Below are 20260 nucleotides of genomic sequence, written 5' to 3' on the forward strand. Positions count from 1 at the left end.
AACCATCTGTAGGATCGTTCAACTGATCAGGAAAATGCTTAAATGATCAGTGTTAGCTCTTAAGCTGGGTTTTCTTTTATCAATCAAAGCTAATGATAAACTCAATCAAAACTAGGCGTCACTAGGTTCATCGATATCGATGCGAGTCACACGCTGCAAACCTCTTGGGAGCAGACCACCACGACGACCACGCTCACCACGGAAGTTTTCAAGATCCGCAGGTTTCAAGCCAAGTTTACGTTTGCCCGCGTAAATAGTCAGCGTTGCATTCTCTGGAATAGCCATCAGATGCGATACAAACTCTTCTCGCTCTTTTGCTTTCGCAGAAGGGATGTTGATGATCTTGTTGCCTTTACCTTTGCTCAGCTGAGGTAGGTCTTTAATAGGGAACAACAACATACGGCCTTGGTTAGTAATCGCCAGAATCTGGTTACTGTCCAGATCTGCAATAGGGCTTGGCAACATCACTTCAGAAGCTTGTGGCAAGTTAACTAACGCTTTACCGCTCTTGTTCTTTGAAAGCAGATCGCTACCCTTACAAACAAAGCCATAACCTGCATCAGAACCGACTAACCATAATTGTTCATTCTCTCCCATCACCACTTGGCGAATCGAAGTACCAGGGCTGACGTTCAGGCGGCCTGTAATTGGCTCACCTTGGCTACGTGCCGACGGTAATGAATGAGATTCAAGGGAGTAGCTTCGGCCATCACTGCCAAGGAACACCGCTTGTTGGTTACTCTTACCCTTAGCACTCGCTAAGAACTTATCACCAGATTTGTAGTTCAAGCCTTCAGCATCAACTTCATGCCCTTTAGCATGACGAATCCAACCTTTCTCAGACAACACAACCGTGATTGGTTCGCTTGGTACTAAGTCACGTTCTGTTAGTGCTTTCGCTTCAGCACGCTCAATCAGAGGTGAACGACGATCATCGCCGTATTTATCTGCATCTGCTTGGATTTCTTTCTTGATCAACGTATTCAAGCGACGCTCTGAACCGAGTAGCTTTTCAAGCTTTTCACGTTCAGCTTCAAGTTCCTCTTGTTCCGCTCGGATTTTAAACTCTTCTAACTTAGCTAAGTTACGAAGTTTAATATCAAGAATCGCATTAGCTTGAATTTCAGAAATGTTGAAACGGCTCATCAATACAGGACATGGTTCGTCTTCTGTACGAATGATTTCAATCACTTCATCGATATTAAGATAAGCAGCAAGCAAACCTTCTAAAATGTGCAAACGTGCTAGTACTTTATCTAAACGGTACTGCAAACGACGACGAATAGTTGTACGACGGAACTCAATCCACTCTTTCAGAATTTGAACTAGGCCTTTAACTTGAGGACGATTGTCTAAACCAATCATGTTCAAGTTAACGCGGAAGTTTTTCTCTAGATCCGTAGAAGCGAACAGGTGGCTCATCAATTGGTCACAGTCGATACGGTTTGAGCGAGGAACGACAACAATACGCGTTGGGTTCTCGTGATCTGATTCATCACGTAAGTCGTCAACCATTGGCAGCTTCTTAGCGCGCATCTGGTTAGCAATTTGCTCAAGTAACTTCGCACCTGACACTTGATGAGGTAAAGCCGTGATAACAATATCAGAGCCTTCCTTGTGCCAAACCGCGCGCATCTTGATGCTGCCACGTCCAGTACGGTAGATCTTTTCGATGTCCGACTTCGGCGAAATAATCTCAGCCTCTGTCGGGTAATCAGGGCCTTGAATGAAACCCATCACATCTGGAAGTTCAGCTTTCGGCGTATCAATCAAGTGAATCGCTGCGTTCGCCACTTCACGGACATTGTGAGGCGGGATGTCAGTCGCCATACCTACCGCGATACCAGTAATACCGTTAAGTAAGATGTGAGGCAGACGTGCAGGCAACATTTGAGGCTCTTTCATGGTGCCATCAAAGTTTGGTTGCCAATCAACGGTGCCTTGACCTAGTTCACCTAGCAGAACCTCAGCAAACTTAGACAATTTCGCTTCGGTATAACGCATTGCAGCGAACGATTTCGGGTCGTCCGGAGCACCCCAGTTACCTTGACCGTCTACCAATGGGTAGCGGTAAGAGAAAGGCTGCGCCATCAATACCATCGCTTCGTAACAAGCAGAGTCACCGTGTGGGTGATACTTACCTAATACGTCACCAACGGTACGTGCTGATTTTTTGTATTTCGATGCAGCTGATAAGCCCAGCTCAGACATCGCGTAGATAATACGACGCTGCACTGGCTTCAAGCCATCACCGATATACGGTAATGCACGATCCATGATCACGTACATTGAGTAATTTAAGTAGGCATCTTCGGTGAACTTGCGCATTGGCAGCTGTTCAACGCCATCATATGTAATTTCGTTAGACATCCATTATACCTCGGCCATATCACCGTTAGTCTGTAGCCATGTACGGCGATCATCTGCACGTTTTTTACCAAGCAGCATGTCCATCATCTCGTTGGTCGCTTCGTTGTCATCAATCGTTAATTGAACAAGACGACGAGTGTTTGGATCCATGGTGGTTTCACGTAACTGAAGTGGGTTCATTTCACCCAGACCTTTGAATCGTTGCACGTTGATCTTAGCTTTCTTCTGCGACAGTCGCTCAAGCACACCATCTTTCTCTGCGTCATCGAGTGCGTAGAACACTTCTTTACCGCAATCGATACGATACAGAGGAGGCATTGCCACATAGATATGACCCGCTTCAACCAATGCATGGAAATGGCGGGTAAACAATGCACATAGCAGTGTCGCGATATGAAGACCATCCGAGTCCGCATCGGCAAGGATACAGATCTTACCGTAACGCAGGCCTGATAAATCATCGTTGTCCGGGTCGATACCCAGAGCCACCGAAATATCATGTACTTCTTGTGAAGCCAATACTTGGTCCGCTGACACTTCCCATGTATTTAGGATCTTACCGCGAAGTGGCATAACCGCTTGGAACTCACGATCACGTGCTTGTTTAGCAGAACCACCCGCCGAGTCCCCTTCCACGAAGAAGATTTCGGTACGACTTAAATCTTGAACCGAACAATCGGTTAGCTTACCCGGCAGTGCTGGGCCTGAAGCAATCTTCTTACGCACAACCTTTTTGCTTGCGCGCATGCGACGGTGAGCATTCGCAATACAAGCTTCAGCTAACTGTTCTGCCAGTTGTGGTTTTTCGTTCAACCACAAGCTAAAGGCATCTTTTACCACCCCAGACACAAACGCTGCGGTTTGACGAGAAGAAAGACGTTCTTTTGTTTGACCAGCAAATTGCGGATCTTGCATCTTCACCGATAATACGTACGAACAACGATCGAAAATATCGTCACCCGTTAACTTAACGCCACGCGGTAGAAGGTTACGAAATTCACAGAACTCACGCATTGCATCAAGCAGACCTTGTCGAAGGCCGTTTACGTGTGTACCACCTTGCTTAGTTGGTACTAAGTTCACGTAACTCTCGGTGATCATATCACCGCCTTCTGGCTGCCAAATAATCGCCCAGTTCGCCATTTCTGTTTCAGCAACGAATTCGCCAACATAAGGTTCCTCAGGCAGTAAGGTGTAACCTTTCACACCTTCTGCAAGGTAGTCTTTTAGACCATCTTCATAGAACCATTTATGTTCTTCACCGCCAACCTTGTCGACAAAGGTGATTTCTAAACCAGGGCAAAGTACAGCTTTAGCGCGCAAGTTATTGATAAGACGTAAAACAGAGAACTTAGAGCTATCGAAATATTTTGGATCTGGCCAAAAATGTACCGTCGTACCGGTATTGCGATGACCACAAGTACCTGTAACAGTAAGATCCGTTACGGCATGACCACCTTCAAGGGCAATTTCATGTACCTGACCGTCACGGCGAACCGTCACTTCAACACGTTTTGACAACGCGTTTACCACCGAGATACCTACCCCGTGCAAACCACCTGAAAACTTGTAGTTATTGTTCGAGAACTTACCGCCAGAGTGGAGCTTAGTTAAAATCAGCTCAACACCTGAGATGCCTTTTTCAGGGTGGATATCAACCGGCATACCACGGCCATCATCCGTCACTTCTAACGATTGGTCAGCATGCAACACGACTTTAATCTTCTTAGCGTGTCCCGCTAGTGCTTCATCAACCGAGTTATCAATGACTTCTTGGGCAAGGTGGTTTGGTCTTTCTGTCTCGGTATACATTCCCGGGCGGTGTCGCACGGGGTCGAGACCTTCAAGTACCTCGAGGTCTTTTGCATTATATTGTTCAGTCATAATACGGAGTTTACTCAAAAAGTTTGCGTCAGTTCGCTGGCTCTAGTTTGACTAAAGCGAAATCATTACTATGAACCGTCATAGTAGAGCGAACGAGCGAAGTATTGGGGAATATAGTCTGGAAGCTGAGTAATGATGTCAAGCTAGTTCAAAAACTAAGGCATCAAACTATGATATTTCACCACTGATAGATGAAATAACAGTCAAACAAGAGAAAATTACTTGATTGCTGAAACAGATTAAAGATTTAGAAAGGTGATGATTTGTTGGGGGTAGCGTTCAAAATTAACAAAGCTATGATCCCCGCCCTCTTCTACTGTCTGTACTGCACCTTGGTACTTCTCTACCGCTTGTCGGTAATCCAGAACTTCGTCTTCCGTTTGCTGAAGTAACCAGAAGTCACTCGGCTGAGCGATAGCCGGAACCTCTAACGCCTTCAGTTCATTGATATGTTTTGTTTCCAGAACATATCGCTCTTCTGTGTATGGATTTACTTGTTCACCTAAATAGTCAGCAAGAAGCTCATACGGCTTAACGGCTGGGTTCACAACCACAGCTTTAAAGCCATAGTGACTATTCAGCCATGTTGAAAGATAGCCACCCAACGAGCTACCTACCAACGCTATCTGATATTGCTCTTTATATTGCTCCACCAGTTGCTGCAAATAAATGGCCGCTTGCTGAGGAAAACTCGGCAGTTGAGGTGTCATCACCTTGATATCAGGACGATGCTCCGCGCAATAGTCAGCCATCACCGTTGCTTTGTGAGAACGTGATGAACTGTTAAAGCCGTGAATATAGAGAAGCAGTGGCGGCTTAGCGGCTTGCTGTTCAGAATCAAACATCAATAACCTGCCGCTTCAAAATCAGGTAAGAATTGTCCATGAGGTAAACGGCGAACTTGCGTGCTTACAGATCCATCTTGATGCAATTCAATCTCTCTCCAACCAGGCGACAAAGTATCAACCGCAAAGTCATCTGAGTTAGGTTTGAATTGCACACAAGTCGACGGTGTTGCCATGACTTGTACACCATGATGATCTCGATTCATGTCTTGATGAACGTGACCACACAGTACCGCTTTCACATTGGTGTGCTGTTGAACCACTTCCCAAAATTGATCAGCATCTTTCAGGTTATGTTGGTCCAGCCATGCACTGCCAACCAATAGTGGATGATGGTGCAGCAGAACCAAGGTATTACGTTCGGGGAATTCGGTTAGCTTTTGTTCTAGTAGATCAAGCTGTTGATCACTGAGACGTCCGTGAGGCACACCAACCACTTGCGAGTCCAGCATCACCATCTGCCAATTATTGCCTAGCAAGACATGCTCAACGCACTGTATTTGTGGTGATGGTAAAACACTGCCCATATTCGGTTTGAAGTCATGATTCCCTGGTAACCAGTAACACGGCTTATCCAAAGGTTGAATTCCTGACTCAAATTTTTGGTACGACTCAGCACTGTGATCTTGAGAAATATCACCGGTTGCCAAAATCGCTTGATAGTCAAAGCCTTGACTAACAATGGCATCGACTACAGCACGAAAGCTATCTTGAGTGTTGATGCTTAATAAGCTGCCATTGCTCGGCGCAAATAAATGCGTGTCCGTTAGCTGTACAAGCTTAATACTGCTCTCATCAAATTTTGAAGTGTGTGATAATTCCAAAATAACAAATCCAGATACGTTACTGTTTAGACTTTAAAAGTGTTTTTAAATAGGCTCAATTAAAAAGAAACTGGGGTTCGGCTGATACCTGTTTTTAAACAAAACGTTAACCATTCCCCAAGAAATTTGTTCAATTGAAATTTCTCATCCTTTTGCAGAAGTTTTGTGTTGGGATAGTCATATTTTGCTTTGACTCGCGAAAAATCCCCGCTAGCGCACACTTCTGCAACTCGAGCGTCGTGATATAGCCTGACAGACATTTTTGGCAAAGGAAACACTGGCATCGCGTCACTCTGACATATATCTATTAATGTGGTGTATTTTGTGACCTCATTCACTGTCAATTGATACACCATATTAACGGCTTGGTAACAGCGAACGTCACCAACCTCATGCTCAACCGGTAACAGAGCATTAAGTTTGGCATAGTTAGTCTCGTAAACTCGCATCAATTCAGCCAGATCGACATGATACGGTTTTTTGACTGCTATATTTGGCATGACGTTAATCTATCCACTCTGACTGTAATTCTTGGTAGTTTAATTGTAGCCACTGCAGCGCAATGATCGTGGCGCCATTTTCAAACACACCGTCTTTTACTAACTGATAAGCGGCTTCGCGACTCATCACTTGTACTCGAATATCTTCACCTTCGTAATCCAATCCGTGAACCCCTTTTGCTGTCGTGGCGTCAACACAACCAACAAAGACGTCGAGCTTTTCTGAGCAACCGCCGGATGAAGGATAATACGAAGTAATAGGCAATACAGATCCGACTTCGACTCCCGCTTCTTCCATCGCCTCACGACGAGCAACATCTTGTGGTGATTCATCGGTATCAATAATCCCCGCAACAATTTCGTATTGCCACGGGTTCTCATGCTCTAGAGCACCGACACGGATCTGTTCGACGATCACGACTTCGTCACGTATAGGATCATAAGGTAACAACGCGGCAGCATGTCCACGCTCAAACATCTCACGCTCGATTGGTTGGCTCCAGCCGCCCTCAAACAGTCTATGTTTAAATGTGTACTTAACCATTTTGAAAAAACCACGAAACAGCGTCTCTTTTGAGACTATTTCCACATCTTGCGGAGTAAACTCATGTCGTTGATTGTCATACTGTTGCATTTGATACCTCACTAAGTGATCTTATAGTTTACTCATTGTCCGAGTTAACTACCAAGGATAAGGTTCAACTTTTAGTATAAAACTTATAATTAAAGTTAAGTTTTAAAAAATAAATATTGCACAAGTGGACAGTTAACTGTAAAAAAGTGCAAAGTTTCGAGTAAATTACCACCAAACTGGGTTAAACTCTTTTAAAGAAAATTCCATTAAAGGCAGGAATAGGAAAATGAAAAAACTGCTTCCACTATTTATCAGTGCAGCAATTGGCAGCCTGAGTTCGTCAGCTTTCGCTGATACGCTAGCTGAGGTTTACGACCAAGCAAAACAGAACGATCCTCAACTTCTTCGTTCAGCAGCGAAGCGCGATGCCGCTTTTGAAGCAGTAACGTCAAACCGTAGTGACTTGCTACCACAAATTGACTTGAGAGCTAACTACGACATCAACCGTGGTGAGCGAAGTGATGTAAATAATGACAGCAATCAATGGGGAGCTGGAATTTACTTTTCTCAGGAGCTGTACAAGCGCTCTTCTTGGATCACGCTAGATACAGCAGAGAAAAAAGCTCGCCAAGCTGATTCTTCATACGCAGCAGAGCAACAAGCTTTGATCCTTCGTGTTGCTACCGCTTACTTCGAAGTACTTCGTGCTCAAGATAGCCTAGAGTTTGTTCGTGCTGAAAAAGCCGCAGTTGCTCGTCAACTGGAACAAACTAAGCAGCGCTTTGAAGTTGGCCTTTCAGCAATCACCGATGTGCATGATGCGCAAGCTCAGTACGATGGTGTTTTGGCTGATGAAGTTTTAGCAGAGAACACTCTGATTAATAACTACGAAGGTCTACGTGAAATCACAGGTCAAGAGCACTCTAACCTAAACATCTTAGATACAGACCGCTTCTCAGCAAGCAAGTCTTCTGAATCTGCTGTTGCACTGGTTGAGCAAGCTCAAGAGAAAAATCTGAAGCTATTGGCATCACGTATTGATCAAGACATCGCTAAAGATAACATCACGCTAGCAAGCTCAGGTCATCTACCTAGCCTAACGTTGGACGGTAGCTACTCTCTTGCCGATCAATCAAGCAGCCCTAGTGATTACGACCAAGATAACCTAAACGTCGGCTTAAATTTAGTTGTGCCTCTATACACAGGTGGTAGTACAACTTCTTTGACTAAACAGGCTGAATACAACTACGTTGCAGCAAGTGAAGACCTAGAGGCAACTTACCGTAGCGTTGTGAAAGACGTTCGTGCATTCAACAACAACATCAGTGCCTCAATTGGTGCGCTACGCGCTTACGAACAGTCTGTTGTTTCTGCTCAGTCGGCTCTAGAAGCTACAGAAGCAGGTTTTGATGTAGGTACTCGTACTATCGTTGACGTACTAGATTCAACTCGTCGTCTATACGATGCCAACAAGAACCTTTCAGATGCTCGTTACAACTACATCCTAAGTGTACTTCAGCTTCGTCAAGCTGTTGGCACGCTAAGCGAACAAGACATTGTTGATGTAAACGCAGGTCTAAAAGTCGCAAGTAAGTAATGCTTAAATCCTAGTTAAATACTCTAACCAGAGTCTTTAATAAAGTGACTAGATTACCGCTACAAAAATGCCGCTCAATGAGCGGCATTTTTATTATCTGTTGATCTCAGCTTAACCCAAAGGTTAAGCCTTGAGACGAGAAAGCTAGAAGACTAAGAGTTAGCCTCGACCACCTTTAATCGCTTTAATGATTTCAGTCGTAGAGCAACCATCTTCAAAGTTAAGTACTTTAACTTCACCGCCAGCCGCAATCACTTCTGCACCACCAGCAATCTCTTCAGGTTTGTAATCACCACCTTTCACAAGAATGCTTGGAAGAACTTCAGAGATCAAACGTTGCGGTGTATCTTCAGAAAACGGAACAACCCAATCAACCGCACCTAAACCAGCCAGTACCGCCATACGACGATCGGTTGGGTTCACAGGACGACCTGGACCTTTTAAGCGTTTCACTGATTCATCCGTATTCACAGCAACTATCAAACGATCACCTAACTCAGCAGCATGGTTCATGTAAGAGACATGTCCCGCATGCAGGATATCAAAGCAGCCATTAGTCATAACGACTTTCTCACCTTTCGCACGAGCACGTTTCACAGCTTCAACTAGGGCAGCTTCAGAGATCACACCGTAGTCAGTATCTTGGCTACCATGAATCGCTTCCGCTAACTCAATCGTAGACAACGTCGATGTACCTAGCTTGCCGACTACCACGCCAGCTGCAGCGTTTGCTAATGCACACGCTTCATCAAGTGGCTTACCTGCAGCAACTGAAGCTGCTAATACTGAAATAACCGTATCACCAGCACCAGTAACGTCATACACTTCTTTTGCTTGAGTCGGTAAGTGGAATGGTTCTACGCCTTTGCGGAGCAATGTCATGCCATGCTCACTGCGAGTCACTAACAAGGCTTCAAAATCAAACTCTTCGATTAACGCGAGCCCTTTTTCGATCATTTCATCTTCAGACTTAACCTTACCGGCAACCAGCTCAAACTCCGCCATGTTTGGCGTAAGTAATGTCGCCCCACGGTAGCGTTCAAAATCTGCACCTTTAGGATCAATAAACACCGGAACGTTCGCTGCGCGCGCTTTTTGAATAAAGCTCTGCACATGCTCCAAAGCACCTTTCGCATAATCAGATAAGATTACCGAGCGTACATTAGGAAGAGCTTGCTCCATGCGAGATAAAACAAGTTCAGGATCCGTGTTCTCAAATTTGTCTTCAAAATCAAGACGGATCAACTGCTGTCCACGGCTCATGACACGCAATTTTGTGATGGTCGGGTAATCGTCCAACTCAACAAAATCACACTTAACCTTTAATGCACCCAAAGTATTTTTCAACACCTCAGCTGGCTCATCTTTTCCAGTCAAACCAACGATATGAGCATGACCACCAAGAGAGGCAATATTCATTGCTACGTTGGCAGCACCACCAGGGCGCTCTTCGTTATTTTCTACTTTAACAACGGGCACAGGTGCTTCTGGTGAAATACGGCCAGTAGGGCCATACCAGTAACGGTCAAGCATTACATCACCGACAACAAGAACGCCTGATTGGCTGTAGTCAGGTAGAATTGGTTTCATTGTGGATCTCCAAAAATCGAATCTGGCTAGAGTCTAGCACACTGATTACAGTGGCTAAACCATAGAAAAATGAGTGAAAGCCTAACTCGATAGATACTCTAGTAGCTAAGAAGTCGATAAGCGATCACTAAATGATAATGACGTAACCGTTAAGAAATAGTTCCGTTACGCTTCCATCCATTGCTTCCATGCCTGAACAACATGTTCCCTTTCCATTTTAAATTTATCAATCGCCACGTCCGCATCAAGGTTGAGTAGGTTGCGGTGATGGATTTCATCTCTTAATGTTGTATAGGCATTAGTTAATGCCATGCCTTGCTGTTCGTCCATAATCCCTTGTGACAACAGACTTTCAAAGATTCGTACATTGTCACACCAACGAGTCAACTTAGGTTTTTCATTACTGTATCGAAGTACTAAATATTGCGCCAAAAACTCAATATCGGTGATACCACCCGTATCTTGTTTCAGCATGAATCGATCGGCTTTTTTTCCACCTAGGTGCCCGCGCATTTTTTCACGCATATCGACAACGGATTTTTTAAGTACAGCTTCATCTCGAGTCAAACACAAAATCTCATGGCGAGTCTTGTTAAATGCCGAAGCCAATAAGTCATCACCATAAATCATACGAGCGCGAGTCAAAGCTTGGTGCTCCCAAGTCCACGCGTCATTATGCTGATACTCATCAAAGGCATCGGTTGGACTCACTAATAGACCAGAGACACCTGAAGGGCGCAAGCGAGTGTCGACCTCGTACAAAATACCAGAAGCAGTTCTGGTCGAGAAAATATGAATAATGCGCTGTGCCAACCTTAGATAAAACTGGCGTCCATCAATCTCTTTCTTACCATCAGTATAGATGTGTACTGGGCAATCGTGCATGAACACAATATCAAGATCGGAGTTGTAACCCAGCTCCCAGCCACCAACTTTGCCATAACCAACCACGGCAAAACCGCGCCCTTCTCGATCTTTCACATGAGTGGGCTCACCGAACTTAGCCGACACTTGCAGCCATGCTTGATTAATACCCGCCTCAACAATCGCTTCTGCTAAATAGGTTAGATGGTCGCTTACCTTCATAACAGGTAAAACGCCCGCAATATCAGCGGCTGCAATTCTCAAGATACAAGTCTGCTTAAACTGACGCAGCCCCTCCATCTGTTGCTCCATGTCATCTTCAGGAATACGGGCTAGATAATCACGTAACTCGGTCTTGTAAGACTCTAAAGGCACGGGATTATAGAGTTGCTGCGGATCAATAAGTTCATCTAACAGGATTGGATAGCGACCCAACTGCTCCGAGATCATCGGGCTCGCTGTACATAAGCGAACGAGTTGAGTGAGGGCCGCGGGGTGCTCATCCAATAGCTCAAGATACGTGGTACGCGTAACAATTTTTTGCAGCAGGTGCAGTACTCGAGACAAACCAAATTCAGCATCCTTGGCGGTGTAGAGCGCTTGAAACACTTTGGGCATTAATCGATTGAGTACCTCACGTCCACGAGGGCCAAGGGTTTTCTTAGCCAAATCAGCTTTGAATTGGATAATGGTTTTCGCCGCTTGCTGCGGGTTAGCAATCGCGATGTCATGCTCTAGAACCTGCTCAATCACATCTTGCTTATGAGCCATATCCCACAACTCACTAAAGTGACTCGCGATTGGGTTAGCATCATCTTCATCAACCCCAATTAGGTCTTCGAATACGGTGTGAACATTCGCCATATGAGCACGGGTCGCATCAATCAAACCATCCCAATCTGCAAACTGCATGGCGACAGCAAGTTGCAACTGTTCGAAATCGCCATCAGGTAAGGTTTGAGTTTGCTTGTCGGCCATCGCTTGTAATAGGTTCTCAAGGCGGCGTAAAAACAGGTATGCCTCACGTAAGTGACCGACCTCTTCTGCTTCTAATAAATGAAGAGATTCAATCGCACTTAACGTCTCCAACAAACCTCGACCACGAAGGCTCGGTTCACGTCCACCACGAATCAGTTGAAAGACTTGAGCAATAAACTCGACTTCACGAATACCACCAGAGCCAAGCTTAATGTTGTTTGATAAGCCGCGACGTCGCACTTCGCTACTGATCATCGACTTCATTCGACGCAAAGATTGAATGGCACTGAAGTCAATATAACGACGAAAAACAAACGGACGCAGCATCTGGCGGAGCTCTTGGTATTCAGGGTACATTTCGCTGCCCATCACACGCGCCTTAACCATTGCGTAGCGTTCCCAGTCACGGCCTTGTTCTTGGTAATAGTCTTCAAGAGCAGCATAGCTCATGACCAAAGGGCCGCTCTCCCCGAATGGACGCAAGCGCATGTCGACTCGATAACAGAATCCGTCAAAGGTTTGCTGATCAAGCGCCTTGATAATACGTTGCCCCAAACGCGTGAAGAACTGCGCGTTGGCGATACTTCTTCTTGCTCCTTGGGTTTCACCATTCTCAGGGTAAGTAAAAATTAGATCGATATCGGAAGAGAAATTCAGCTCACCGCCACCTAACTTGCCCATACCTATGATCAACATAGGCTGCGCTTCTCCTTGCTCGTTACAAGGTGTGCCCCACTCTTTACAACAAATATCGTACTGCCATTGATAGGTCTCAAAGATCATCGCCTCTGCTAGCATCGACAAATGATTTAAGCTCTGTTCTAGATCCCATGAGCCCATAAAGTCACGCCAAGCAATGTAGGTCATCTCACGATTACGGAATTGACGCAGTACACGTTGACCGCTCATTTCATCAACACAACCTGAAAGTAACTCGGCCAAACGCTTACGATACCCTTCCGCACGCTCTTGGCATCTCAGCACCTCTGGCAAGGTGCTGGATAAAATCGAGTCACGCTGTAAACAATCACCCACAAAACAGCTCAAGCCTAATACACGCTTGAGATCGGCAATCAGCGACTCAGGCCAAATGTTAATGGCGTCACTTTGATGCTCTAATAATTGCTCAAAAGCAGACTGGGAATGAGTGACGAGTAGAGAAGGCAATGGCATGTTTCTTCCTTGTGTAAGCTGCGCACCGAACAATTGGTTTGTCGGTTCGGTTCTTCAATAACGAGTTCTAAAAACTAATGATTAGTTATACCAAAGTTCTGCCAATAAAAAACGCCCACATTAGCAATGTGGGCGTTTTATCAGTGAACTGATCAAGCAAAGCCTTTATCTCTAATAACAAGTCTCCGTGGCCAAACCTCTAGGAATAGACCTATAGATCTTGCGAACTAGAGCTCAAGACCGAGAACAGGGGATTAAACCTTAAACTGCTTAATCTTACCGTCTAGCTCTTGTGCGTTGCTTTCCATGATCTCAGAAGTCTCGAGAAGCTCACCCACCACCACTACGGAGGCTTCAACAAGCTCACGAACATTGGTCAAATTGACACTCATCTCTTCCGCCACACTAGTTTGTTGGCCCGCAGCAGTCGCGATCTGGAAGTTCATATCATTAATCTGGTTTACCTGACTTACGATGCCATCAAGCTCAGAACCAGCGTTAGTCACTAGGTCTACGCCTTCAGCCGCTTCAACAACACTCTTTTCCATCAGCTCTACAGCCGAGTTAGCACTGCTTTGTAGATGGCTGATCATATCTTGAATTTCTACTGTCGCTTGCTGAGTACGTTGCGCAAGGTTACGAACCTCATCGGCAACAACCGCAAAACCACGCCCCGCTTCACCTGCACGCGCGGCTTCAATCGCTGCGTTCAAAGCCAATAGGTTGGTTTGCTCTGAAATGCCTTGGATAGTACCAACCACACTGCCAATCGAGTCTACGCGCTCTTCTACTTGGTTTACCGCTGCTGCAGAGGCTGCGATGTCCGAAGAAAGCTCACTCATCTTAGAAACAGAACCTTGAACGAACTTCTGACCTGTTAGTGCTTGACCTGATGCTTGCTCAGTAAGAGAAGAAGCACTTTGCGCGTGCTCAGCCACGGTTTGCACAGTAGACGTCATCTCGCTCATTGCTGTCGCTAGTTGGTCGATTTCGTTAAATTCTTCCTGAGCTGAATCTTTGGTTTCGGACATGCTGATGGTCATCACTTCCGTCAGGGCAAACAACTCATCAGAAGAGGCCACCTGAGTTTTGATCATGTCATTCAACTGGACTCGAGTTTTTTCGAGTTCTCGTGCAACATCACCGTATTCATCTTTACAATCCATATGAATTGGCACTGATAGGTTCTTATCGGCCATCGTTTTAATGGCGTCATTGAGGTATTGAGTTTGGCGAAGCATAACGCGCGCTGCCGCCAATAGAAGAACCACAAACACAATGATCATCAAGGCTGTTTGCCAAGCCACTTGAACTAGGTAAGTCTCGTAATGCTGCTGTGCAACTTGTGCATTGTTAGTGACTGCAAGTAATGAATCGTAAAACGCACTTGCGTCCCATAGCTGCTTCGAAATAATCAAGATAGTGCTGAAAACCATCAGCATGATCATTTTTGGAACGAGACGGATGTCCGAGATAATCCTTTCCCACGGCTTGAATGACAGTTTAGTCATTGTCAGTTCTCCATTAACTCTTATATATTGATGGCTTCTATATCCGCGAGATGGCTATGTCAGTCAAAGTTCGCGATTTATTTTGAGCCTCGTATGAATGTTAAATAGTATCAAAGACACCACTAAGCCGATGAGCTTATTATCACTGATTCTCTCTTTCTTAGCGTTATTTGTGATCTCAGGCTTATTGTTTGCACCGATTGATAAAGAATCGAAACAAGTTCTTATCGGCCTGGACTTTATAATCTGTAGCGTTTTTCTTTTTCAGCTCACTATTGATCTATTCAGATCACAAAATAAGAAAGAATATCTAAAAGTACACTGGATCGATTTCTTGGCAAGCATCCCTATGGTCGAGCCACTTCGATTCGCTCGCATTTTTCAGATCTTGCGCGTGATTCTCGTTCTTCGGTCAGGAAAACGTGTTTTCAGGGAGCTGTTTAGCAATCGAAAAGAAACGACACTCGCCTCAATTATTTTGCTATTGGTTATTCTCCTGACCATAGGTGCAGGAACAATACTGCTGCTAGAGCACAAGGATCCCAATGCCAACATTACCACTGGCCAAGATGCTTTATGGTGGGCTTTCGTAACGATTAGTACCGTGGGGTACGGCGATCATTATCCAGTGACGAGCTCAGGCAAGTTAGTCGCTTCTCTGGTGATCATTTGTGGTGTGGGTGTTTTTGGTATGATTTCAGGGTTGATTACTTCTTTGATCACCTCTCCAACTCGCCATGACAATCAACGAGCTGAAAACAAAGAGAAGCACCTTGAGAAGATCATTGAGCAACAACAGAAAATTCTCGAACGACTAGAAAAGCTGGAACAACAAACAAAAAAATAGGGCCGAAGCCCTATTTTCAATTTCATGTTGTTATGAAACTCAGTCTTGCCAATACGGCTCAACTTCTACACTTATTTGCCGTGTCTGTTCCATCGCATGCAGAATAGACACCTCTTGACGAGCTAACCAACGCTCTAGCTGAACCTTCTCATCGCCTTCTAACTTCTCAGTCAAAGGCTCTAATGTTTTAAGTGCCAGCAAATCGTCAATACCTTGCACCATATCGGCCCATGGCAAGCGGAAACTGTTTCGTTCATCGTCATCATACAAACTCGCGAAACCAACACCAGAATATAGGTTTCTCATCAAACGATATTGCTGTTCAATATACGCTTGGCTAGTCATCACTCGCTCTGGCGGGAAAGCTTCCATCAAGTCGGCCCATGTGCGATCGAGTTGCTTAACCGAAAACCATTCGATACCACGTGCCATTTGTTCACGTGCTTTTTCGTCTAAGAATGGTTGCCAGCCACGAGACAAGATCCAGCGACTCAGATCTAGCAACAAACCAGTGTAACGAGCAGAGCTCAACAGGGTAAGCAGCTCTTCGCGATCGGGAAGTTGCTCTTGCATCTCTTTAAGTTCAGCGACCAAAAACTTACGCGCATCCAATTTACGCAGTACGTGGCCTTTATCTTCGAGCAAATCTTCGAAGTGGTCATAGCTTTTCAGCCAGTTGAGCTCTTGCTCAAGCCACTTGAGCTCTTGGCGTAAAATAGCACTCGCGCGTCTTGGGACAATACCACCATAGATAGTGAAGGTTTGACGGATGAAACTCAGCGAGTGACTGATCTCATGTAACGCTTCAATTGATTGGCGCTCGGTGAAGATCTGCTCATGATAATGCCAATGAGCGAGAGCATGCTCTAAAGATTGAATAAAACACGATTCAACGGTATCACTTTTATCAGTATCAACTAAGGTCAAAGGAGTCACTTCATCTCCTTGATAACCTTGAGCAAGGCGGTAACCCTTAGCGGCTTTGCTTAGATTACCTAAACGCATGCCACCTTGTTCACAGAATTGACGAGACAATGTAAATAGAGCATCTGTTTGACCGGACTTAAGTTCCAATTCGACTTCACAAATCGGTTCTTGCAGTTCGCCTGATTCAACAAAACCTTGATCGAATGCGACCTCGACTTGACTGCCATCAGGCATACCAATCAACCACTGCTCACGTGTGAAGTTGGTAGAAAATAGAGGAGTCAGCTCAGCTTGCAGCGTTTCGATGTCTTTACCCGCTGGCCAGATGTCCTCTGGATGTAGGGCTAGCTTAGGTTCATTGCTGTCATGTTCTGCATTGTATTCAGGCCTTTGATGCAGGCCTGCAACCACACGACCAGCCGTCTTTACGGTTTGTACAAATACGTCATCAAAGCGTCGAATGCGCAAGCCAGTATCGTGCTTACGTAACCAGTTATCGGGGGTGTCAAAGTAGATGTTACCTAGCTCACGACAACTGTGCTGAAGTACTTTAGTTTCAGCAATTTTCTTGCGTAAAGTCTCTGAAAAATCAGGAGAAACAAAAAACTTCAGTTCTATCTCGGTTTCCATAGTTATACCTTTCTGTGAAGATAGGGACAGGATATTGCCAATTTGAAAACTCAGCAAGTCAGAAATATCGCCCTTATGATGATCTAAAACAGTTTTAATGAGACATTGATTAGGTTAACATGCGCGACTTTGTAGCCATCGCTTAACATTTCACCATGAATATGGTGTATGTTGTTTTAAGGTTATTATTTATTAGGTTGGATGACCATGCCAGTAAATACAATTATGGGGTTATTTGCAAAGTCCCCAATTAAACCTTTGCAGCGTCACGTAGTATGCGTGAACGAATGTTGTTCTCACCTAGTTAATTTCTTTGAAGTTTCTTCAAAAGGTGACTGGGAGAAAGCATCAGAAATTCGAGCTCAGATTTCTCACCTTGAGAAAGAAGCTGACGTACTAAAACGTGAAATTCGCCTTAAACTTCCTCGCGGTTTGTTTATGCCAGTTGATCGCACCGATATGTTGGAGCTATTAACTCAACAAGACAAACTAGCAAACCTAGCGAAAGACATTGCTGGCCGTGTATATGGTCGTCAACTTGTCATTCCTGCTCCTATGCAAGAAAACTTCATCGCTTACGTTAAACGTTGTCTAGATGCAGCGAACCAAGCACAAAACGTAATCAATGAACTAGACGAATTACTTGAAACGGGCTTTAAAGGCCGTGAAGTAACACTCGTTGCTGAAATGATTCATCAATTAGATGTAATTGAAGATGACACGGACGCGATGCAGATCGAACTACGCCAACAACTAATGGCGATTGAAGATGGTCTGAATCCAGTTGATATCATGTTCTTATACAAAATTCTTGAATGGGTTGGTGGTATTGCAGATCAAGCACAGCGTGTGGGCGCTCGTCTTGAAGTAATGCTTTCTCGATCTTAAATCATACGCTAACTATATAACGAAGAGCATTTTTTGAACAAACCACTTATGCGCTGAGTATTTCTCTCGCTGAGCGGTTTTTTCCGTCTAAATTTGTTCCGCTTGTTATCAAACAACTAGGTATTACGATGGATATCCTTGCTAACTACGGCACTGTCCTGATTATTGTTGCAGCAGCTTTCGGTTTCTTGATGGCTATTGGTATTGGTGCAAATGACGTTGCGAACGCAATGGGCACTTCAGTAGGCTCTAAAGCTCTAACCGTTAAACAAGCGATCATTATCGCAATGATCTTTGAATTCGCAGGTGCTTACCTTGCGGGCGGCGAAGTAACTGACACGATCCGTAAAGGTGTTATCGAAACATCTCTGTTTGCAGATCAACCTGACGTACTTGTGTACGGTATGATGTCTGCACTACTAGCTGCTGGTACATGGCTACTTCTAGCTTCATACATGGGCTGGCCAGTATCAACGACTCACTCAATCATCGGTGCAATCATCGGTTTTGCTTGTGTGTCTGTGGGTACTGAAGCTGTAGATTGGAACAGTGTCCAAGGCATTGTGGGAAGTTGGATTGTCACACCATTGATTTCCGGTATCTTCGCCTATCTCATATTTGTCAGTGCCCAACGACTGATATTCGATACAGAAAACCCGCTATTCAATGCGAAGCGTTTTGTACCGGTATACATGTTCATTACTACAATGGTCATTGCACTTGTAACGATCAAGAAAGGTCTTAAGCACGTAGGCCTTCATCTAACCGGTACTGAAGCATGGTTATGGGCTGCAGGTGTTTCTGCTGTCGTCATGATTGGCGGTTACTTATACATTCAGAAGAAGTTTGCTAACCGCGAAGAAGACCACGGTTTTACTGGCGTAGAAGGTATCTTCAGCGTACTAATGGTTATCACAGCTTGTGCAATGGCATTCGCACACGGTTCAAACGATGTTGCCAACGCGATTGGTCCACTATCAGCGGTTGTTTCAACGGTTGAGCACATGGGCGAAATCTCAGGCAAGAGCACTATCGCATGGTGGATTCTTCCACTAGGTGGTATTGGTATCGTTGTTGGTCTTGCAACAATGGGTCATAAAGTAATGGCAACCGTTGGTACTGGTATTACAGAACTAACTCCTAGCCGTGGCTTTGCAGCTCAACTAGCGACCGCGTGTACGGTTGTACTTGCTTCTGGTACTGGCCTTCCGATTTCAACCACGCAAACATTGGTTGGTGCGGTATTAGGTGTAGGCTTTGCTCGTGGTATCGCAGCTCTAAACTTAGGCGTTGTGCGTAACATCGTAGCTTCTTGGATTGTGACGTTACCTGCAGGTGCTCTACTTGCTGTTGTATTCTTCTACGCAATTCAGGCTATGTTTACTATGTAATAGCCCTGACGCTAGTCAATATTAGCGTCAGAAAACGGTGAGCTTCAGTAAAGATATGTAAATACCATGTCATTATTGACTCAAACGCACAGAAAGGGAGGCTTTGCCTCCCTTCTTTGTTGCACCATATAAAAAAACTAAATATTATTTGCTCATTGAGGCTGACTCATACGCCTACCCAATTTGAATCGTTAAAGGATTTACTGTGAAAAAACTGATTAGCTTAGTTTTGTTCGCAATGCTTGCGGCTCCAGCTGCCTTTGCTCAAGACCGTTATATTGCTGACAAACTATTTACTTATATGCACTCTGGCCCAAACAATACTTTCCGTATCATAGGTAGTATTGATGCCGGTGAGAAAATCACCTACCTGCAAACTAACAAGAGCACGGGTTACACTCAGGTTCAAGATAGCCGAGGACGCAAAGGTTGGGTTGAGAGTAAGTTCGTAAGCACAAAAGAAAGTATGGCGCTGCGCATGCCTAAGCTAGAGAAAGAACTCTCTGAAGTAAAAGGCAAGCTGGCAAATGCTCGCCAAAGTGCTGATAGCGAAAAAGCAGGTCTCGCAAGCTCTCTAGACTCTCGTAACAAGCAGATTGCTGAACTAGAGCAGAACTACAGTGAGATTAGCCAACAGCTAACGAGCTCTCAAACAGAGAACCGCGAACTACGCGCTAAGCTAGATACTCAAAAAGATGACTTACTATTGAAGTACTTCATGTACGGTGGTGGTGTTGCTGGTATTGGTCTACTTCTTGGCCTTGTTCTGCCACACATCATGCCTCGTCGTAGAAAGTCACCAAACGGCTGGGCGTAAGCCTCGCATTTGCTACAGTAGGTTCAGTATCGAATATCAAAAAGGAGCAC

Annotated in this window: 15 protein-coding genes; 5 read left to right on the forward strand and 10 right to left on the reverse strand. The window is 44.9% G+C overall.

All coding sequences use genetic code 11. The features are described 5' to 3' along the window. Window positions 1–111: 111 nt before the first annotated feature. From parC to nudF, 6 genes are all read right to left on the reverse strand, one after another. On the reverse strand, window positions 112–2370 hold the full coding sequence (parC, locus tag ACED42_RS03215) for a DNA topoisomerase IV subunit A (RefSeq protein ID WP_371701387.1): 2259 nt from the start codon (window positions 2368–2370) through the stop codon (window positions 112–114). A gap of 3 nt (window positions 2371–2373) precedes the next feature. After that, entirely contained in the window at window positions 2374–4254 is a 1881-nt protein-coding gene (gene parE, locus ACED42_RS03220; RefSeq protein ID WP_009848965.1) for a DNA topoisomerase IV subunit B, read from the reverse strand. Window positions 4255–4493: 239 nt separating this feature from the next. Further along, window positions 4494–5099 carry an esterase YqiA gene (gene yqiA, locus ACED42_RS03225; RefSeq protein WP_017101355.1) on the reverse strand — a complete coding sequence of 202 codons (606 nt, stop codon included), beginning with the start codon at window positions 5097–5099 and terminating at the stop codon, window positions 4494–4496. After that, on the reverse strand, window positions 5099–5923 hold the full coding sequence (cpdA, locus tag ACED42_RS03230; RefSeq protein WP_009848963.1) for a 3',5'-cyclic-AMP phosphodiesterase: 825 nt from the start codon (window positions 5921–5923) through the stop codon (window positions 5099–5101). Before cpdA ends, yqiA begins: the two co-directional genes overlap by 1 nt. A 59-nt stretch (window positions 5924–5982) precedes the next feature. Beyond that, window positions 5983–6423, reverse strand: coding sequence for a DUF1249 family protein (locus ACED42_RS03235; protein WP_009848962.1), 441 nt, complete (start codon window positions 6421–6423; stop codon window positions 5983–5985). Between the two features lie 4 nt (window positions 6424–6427). Beyond that, complete coding sequence (gene nudF, locus ACED42_RS03240; protein ID WP_012603196.1) at window positions 6428–7057, reverse strand: ADP-ribose diphosphatase; 630 nt, start codon at window positions 7055–7057, stop codon at window positions 6428–6430. Window positions 7058–7283: 226 nt separating this feature from the next. On the opposite strand from nudF, the gene tolC reads away from it, so the two are divergent. Continuing rightward, window positions 7284–8594, forward strand: a complete 1311-nt coding sequence (gene tolC, locus ACED42_RS03245; RefSeq protein ID WP_017102956.1) for an outer membrane channel protein TolC — start codon at window positions 7284–7286, stop codon at window positions 8592–8594. A 159-nt stretch (window positions 8595–8753) separates the two neighbouring features. Here tolC and hldE read toward each other — a convergent pair whose 3' ends face one another. From hldE to ACED42_RS03260, 3 genes are all read right to left on the reverse strand, one after another. Further along, a complete protein-coding gene (gene hldE / locus ACED42_RS03250) occupies window positions 8754–10184 on the reverse strand; it encodes a bifunctional D-glycero-beta-D-manno-heptose-7-phosphate kinase/D-glycero-beta-D-manno-heptose 1-phosphate adenylyltransferase HldE (protein WP_009848977.1) in 1431 nt (476 codons plus the stop codon). 165 nt (window positions 10185–10349) lie between these two features. Further along, on the reverse strand, window positions 10350–13199 hold the full coding sequence (gene glnE / locus ACED42_RS03255; RefSeq protein ID WP_371701389.1) for a bifunctional [glutamate--ammonia ligase]-adenylyl-L-tyrosine phosphorylase/[glutamate--ammonia-ligase] adenylyltransferase: 2850 nt from the start codon (window positions 13197–13199) through the stop codon (window positions 10350–10352). Window positions 13200–13453: 254 nt separating this feature from the next. After that, window positions 13454–14710, reverse strand: a complete 1257-nt coding sequence (locus ACED42_RS03260; RefSeq protein WP_012603193.1) for a methyl-accepting chemotaxis protein — start codon at window positions 14708–14710, stop codon at window positions 13454–13456. Window positions 14711–14807: 97 nt separating this feature from the next. On the opposite strand from ACED42_RS03260, the gene ACED42_RS03265 reads away from it, so the two are divergent. Continuing rightward, complete coding sequence (locus tag ACED42_RS03265; protein WP_017100419.1) at window positions 14808–15557, forward strand: potassium channel family protein; 750 nt, start codon at window positions 14808–14810, stop codon at window positions 15555–15557. Window positions 15558–15596: 39 nt separating this feature from the next. Here ACED42_RS03265 and ACED42_RS03270 read toward each other — a convergent pair whose 3' ends face one another. Further along, a complete protein-coding gene (locus ACED42_RS03270) occupies window positions 15597–17114 on the reverse strand; it encodes a CYTH domain-containing protein (protein ID WP_371701391.1) in 1518 nt (505 codons plus the stop codon). A gap of 207 nt (window positions 17115–17321) precedes the next feature. On the opposite strand from ACED42_RS03270, the gene ACED42_RS03275 reads away from it, so the two are divergent. From ACED42_RS03275 to ACED42_RS03285, 3 genes are all read left to right on the forward strand, one after another. Then, the gene (locus tag ACED42_RS03275) at window positions 17322–18002 is read left to right on the forward strand and encodes a TIGR00153 family protein (protein ID WP_029223984.1); all 681 of its coding nucleotides are present in this window, start codon (window positions 17322–17324) and stop codon (window positions 18000–18002) included. Window positions 18003–18130: 128 nt separating this feature from the next. Continuing rightward, on the forward strand, window positions 18131–19393 hold the full coding sequence (locus ACED42_RS03280; protein WP_012603189.1) for an inorganic phosphate transporter: 1263 nt from the start codon (window positions 18131–18133) through the stop codon (window positions 19391–19393). A gap of 205 nt (window positions 19394–19598) precedes the next feature. Further along, window positions 19599–20210: a TIGR04211 family SH3 domain-containing protein gene (locus ACED42_RS03285; protein ID WP_086050104.1), complete on the forward strand. Its 612-nt coding sequence runs from the start codon at window positions 19599–19601 to the stop codon at window positions 20208–20210. Window positions 20211–20260: the final 50 nt, after the last annotated feature.

This window comes from Vibrio sp. FF145 (assembly GCF_041439075.1).
Classification (GTDB): domain Bacteria; phylum Pseudomonadota; class Gammaproteobacteria; order Enterobacterales; family Vibrionaceae; genus Vibrio; species Vibrio tasmaniensis_A.

Bases quoted from the DNA above. Each gene is read 5' to 3' on its own strand.
- parE (WP_009848965.1), bottom strand. From the start codon at position 4,254: ATGACTGAACAATATAATGCAAAAGACCTCGAGGTACTTGAAGGTCTC.
- ACED42_RS03275 (WP_029223984.1), top strand. From the start codon at position 17,322: ATGCCAGTAAATACAATTATGGGGTTATTTGCAAAGTCCCCAATTAAA.
- ACED42_RS03235 (WP_009848962.1), bottom strand. From the start codon at position 6,423: ATGCCAAATATAGCAGTCAAAAAACCGTATCATGTCGATCTGGCTGAA.
- ACED42_RS03260 (WP_012603193.1), bottom strand. From the start codon at position 14,710: ATGACTAAACTGTCATTCAAGCCGTGGGAAAGGATTATCTCGGACATC.
- hldE (WP_009848977.1), bottom strand. From the start codon at position 10,184: ATGAAACCAATTCTACCTGACTACAGCCAATCAGGCGTTCTTGTTGTC.
- tolC (WP_017102956.1), top strand. From the start codon at position 7,284: ATGAAAAAACTGCTTCCACTATTTATCAGTGCAGCAATTGGCAGCCTG.
- ACED42_RS03265 (WP_017100419.1), top strand. From the start codon at position 14,808: ATGTTAAATAGTATCAAAGACACCACTAAGCCGATGAGCTTATTATCA.
- yqiA (WP_017101355.1), bottom strand. From the start codon at position 5,099: ATGTTTGATTCTGAACAGCAAGCCGCTAAGCCGCCACTGCTTCTCTAT.
- glnE (WP_371701389.1), bottom strand. From the start codon at position 13,199: ATGCCATTGCCTTCTCTACTCGTCACTCATTCCCAGTCTGCTTTTGAG.
- ACED42_RS03270 (WP_371701391.1), bottom strand. From the start codon at position 17,114: ATGGAAACCGAGATAGAACTGAAGTTTTTTGTTTCTCCTGATTTTTCA.
- ACED42_RS03280 (WP_012603189.1), top strand. From the start codon at position 18,131: ATGGATATCCTTGCTAACTACGGCACTGTCCTGATTATTGTTGCAGCA.
- parC (WP_371701387.1), bottom strand. From the start codon at position 2,370: ATGTCTAACGAAATTACATATGATGGCGTTGAACAGCTGCCAATGCGC.
- nudF (WP_012603196.1), bottom strand. From the start codon at position 7,057: ATGCAACAGTATGACAATCAACGACATGAGTTTACTCCGCAAGATGTG.